Origin of the sequence: Thermonema rossianum DSM 10300, from assembly GCF_000426825.1 — a bacterium.
Taxonomy (GTDB): Bacteria; Bacteroidota; Bacteroidia; order Cytophagales; family Thermonemataceae; genus Thermonema; species Thermonema rossianum.
Window position 1 is genome coordinate 1 of record NZ_AUGC01000015.1, and the last position, 3,278, is coordinate 3,278.

Here is a 3,278-nt window from a genome sequence, read left to right on the forward strand (position 1 = left end):
CAATACCAAGCCACATAAGTACGCCCCCTAAGGCTCCCCACTGCTTTCCGGCATAGCAGCTCGCCTATTTGCTTTTCTTCGGGGAACACCTTCCAATTGATTTTTACGGAGTCCCGGTGTTCGGCGTAAGCGAAGGGCACTTTGCTCATTTCATTTAAAGTGCTTACTGACTCATAATACCGATCACCCCGGAAGGCAATTATTTCTTCTTCTTCCACCTCAATAAAAAAATCATTTGGTCCATTTTCGGCATATTCCATAGCCAGTTCTTCTTGTGACATTCCCATAAAAGGCGCTGCCAAGCTGTCAATGTTTTCTTTTACACCGGACAAGGGAATACCCTCTGTGCGCTCTATAAAGAAGGTAGATTCAGCATCAAAATACAAAGTAGCCTCCCTCACATTTCGCTTCACCAAGGGGGGCATTTGTGATGAATCGCGCCAATCCAAGTCTTCTACAACCAGGTATCCGACCTTCCCGGAAAGACGGTTTTGGGCACCTGCCCGCAAGCAGGATGCAAGCACTCCCCAAAATACAAACAACCAAACGAACATGCTTCTTTTCATACCTGCACTTGTTAGTGTTGTTTTTCAATACCTTTTAACCTTAGTTATTGCTCCTTATTGTTTTTGCTTCAGCCTAATTAGCTCTTCTATTGCATCGTCCAGTGCTTTTTTGACAATGGCTTGCACCCCGGGATCTCTCAAAAGCCCAAACATGCTCCCGTTGGCCATACCTCGGATATTACTTACACTCATAAGCTTCAAATAGGGCTTTACTTGTTGAACTATCTGCTCTTTCATAAAAGCCCCGAACTCTTCTCCCCACTTGATATATTCGCTGCGATTCATGGGCTGAACACCCTCCCATTGCCCAAGGGGCAAAAAACGCACCTCTTCTGTGTACTGCACCTCTTTTGCCTCGAGTATTAAGCTTTGATCCAGTGTGCGCGCTTCCAAAACCAAGCCCTCGGGATGCCACAAAATCCAAGGACCGCCGGCAGGTAAATCGGGGCAATACCAGACCTCATAAAGTGCCTTGCCATCCTTGCGGGCGGTGTCTTTGTAGCAAACATACCCCTGAATGACTTTGCTTTCGGCTTTTGACTTATCCCAGTCTAAAAGCAAGTCCGAAGCATTTTCTATTATCACAAGAGAGTCTAACGTTCCACTTTCATCCTCTTCTTCTTTCTTCCTCTTTTTTCTTTTCTTCTTTTCTTTCTTTGCAAAAGTGCTTGTTCCCAAGGAAAGCTTATACTCCTTTACATCTTCGCCATTCTTTTGTACGTGGTAAAATACTCTCTTTTTATCATCATACATTAACAGTTCCTGATAGCACAAAGTATCTTTTCCGCCATTGAGGCATAATGTGCCTTCAAACCGCGTATCGTATCCTTCAAACACCCGGTTTTTTACTTCGTAGCGTACTTGTAGCCTCTGCGTACTCTCGCCACTAGTAGAGACAACATATTGCCCATAAGTAAGGATAGGATAAAAATGAAGGCTAATAATGAAAACGATACGAAACAACATAGCTTCTATATATTTTATTCACATAAGTTAAGTATAAAGGAGCCTCCAACTGCAAAAAAGGAAGCTCCCTACTTAAATATTAATTAAGCTTTAATTTAAGTGAGACACAAAGAAGTCTCACTCTTATCACTTTCCCTTTAACACGCACATGCGTATTTATAAGACATCCCTCGCCTTGCGGCGCTACCGACTGCTCGGAGGCGATGCTTATAGCTTCTTTTTTAGACTTAGAATAAACTGAAGCTCCTCCATAGTCAACAATGCCCTTTTCTAAAGTAAGACCACTACTTAACACACAGCACAACGTTCCGATTATCAAAGCTTTCATAACTCCCAAAATTTATTTAATTGTACCATATGCACACCCAAGTCTAATTTTAAAATTAAGCTTCCCTTTAAAAAGAGGGACTTCCACTTTGATGAGGCACGCTCCCACCTGCAACTCTGGCGGACTCTGTACCACAACCTGGTCAGTTTTTGACGTCTCCATTGCTTTTTGCAACTGAGATTTTCCATTACCGGCAAACGAGGTCAATGCCATTCCTCCTGTAAGAAGACACAAAAGAGCTATCTTTTTCATCTTTTTACTGAATTATAGTTTACAATAATACAACCCCACTTTTACACCGTGGGACAGGTGCCCTTTCAGGGAATAAAGACGGTCATTGAGCTGCGCAGCGGGAAGCTTCCCTTCTTCAATAACCGTTGCAAAGAAAAAAAAGCGAGTCAATACTTACAATGTATCTTTTCCATCCACAACCATCAACAAAATACTTTCTTCGGGGCAGCATTTTCAAAAAGCCGCCCGTCTGATTATATTTGTGAAAGACCCTTCAAGCTTATGAGCTTAGTAAGCCAAAACATACGTTATTTGCGCCGTCTGCACGGCTATACCCAAGAACGTCTTGCCCAAGCCATAAGCGTCAAGCGCACCGGTGCCGGCTGCCGCTCGGTAAGTACATAGTAGTGCTTATTGGATGAGGGGACCTCAATGGTAAGATTCAGCTCTTTGCGCCCTTCTTCATCTGCTTCGGCTGCTTCCTGCTTCAATCTTTCCAGCTCTTTTTGCATGATGGCTTCACGCTTCTCTTCATCCATTTCAAAATATTCATGACAGAAAGCCCGGCGGGCATCAAACAAAAGCTCGGCCCGGCACGCATTGTAAACATCGGGGGCAGGCAGCCCGGTAGAATCATGCCAGTCAAAATCTTCAATCACAAGATATTCTACTTTTCCATGAAGACCGGATTGTGCCATAAGCACACAAGACAGGTACCACAAGAGCGCAAACAGACAGATGCTTAGTTTTTTCATGATGGTGGTATGATTGGTTTTTGGTTCAATTTAAGCATCAAAAGCAAGGCATAGCTACAGGAAAGCATGGCAATAGGAGCATACATTGCTTTTATTTTTTTCTGCGCTTGGTTCTTTTTTCAAAAGCATTTTCACACAATTGCAAGGAATACCAATCCCTCTCCCTGCCCTCTTTACAGCAATCTTCGAACGATACCTCCACGTCGTAGCTTGTATCGGCAAGCATTCTTGCAAACCTGAAAAGAGCCTCAACAAGTATATCATAATACTCTTCCCTGCTCACTATTTTCACTTTTCTTTTTTTCTTCCTGATATCCTCCACCCGGGGTACTTTTATCTGTTCCGACAAAGTAAGGCTCTTAAAAAGGAAATTCACTTGCCGGGAAAGGTCGTGAGCTTCTACAATCAAGCCCGGCAAGCCATTCAGCAACC

At 43.4% G+C, this 3,278-nt stretch carries 5 protein-coding genes; all 5 read right to left on the bottom strand.

All coding sequences use genetic code 11. The features are described from left to right. Positions 1–566 (bottom strand): hypothetical protein (locus tag K384_RS10235; protein WP_038032040.1); only part of this gene is annotated, 566 nt, incomplete at its 3' end. A 54-nt stretch (positions 567–620) separates the two neighbouring features. Continuing rightward, on the bottom strand, positions 621–1,532 hold the full coding sequence (locus K384_RS10240) for a hypothetical protein (RefSeq protein WP_038032043.1): 912 nt from the start codon (positions 1,530–1,532) through the stop codon (positions 621–623). Between the two features lie 340 nt (positions 1,533–1,872). Beyond that, positions 1,873–2,112 carry a hypothetical protein gene (locus K384_RS10245; RefSeq protein ID WP_038032045.1) on the bottom strand — a complete coding sequence of 80 codons (240 nt, stop codon included), beginning with the start codon at positions 2,110–2,112 and terminating at the stop codon, positions 1,873–1,875. A 308-nt stretch (positions 2,113–2,420) separates the two neighbouring features. After that, the gene (locus tag K384_RS10250; RefSeq protein WP_038032047.1) at positions 2,421–2,846 is read right to left on the bottom strand and encodes a hypothetical protein; all 426 of its coding nucleotides are present in this window, start codon (positions 2,844–2,846) and stop codon (positions 2,421–2,423) included. 91 nt (positions 2,847–2,937) lie between these two features. Continuing rightward, a partial coding sequence (locus K384_RS13765; RefSeq protein WP_211245246.1) for a hypothetical protein occupies positions 2,938–3,278 on the bottom strand: 341 nt, incomplete at its 5' end.

Excerpts from the sequence above, each read along its gene's own strand:
- K384_RS10245 (WP_038032045.1), bottom strand. The coding sequence starts at position 2,112 with ATGAAAAAGATAGCTCTTTTGTGTCTTCTTACAGGAGGAATGGCATTG.
- K384_RS10240 (WP_038032043.1), bottom strand. The coding sequence starts at position 1,532 with ATGTTGTTTCGTATCGTTTTCATTATTAGCCTTCATTTTTATCCTATC.
- K384_RS10250 (WP_038032047.1), bottom strand. The coding sequence starts at position 2,846 with ATGAAAAAACTAAGCATCTGTCTGTTTGCGCTCTTGTGGTACCTGTCT.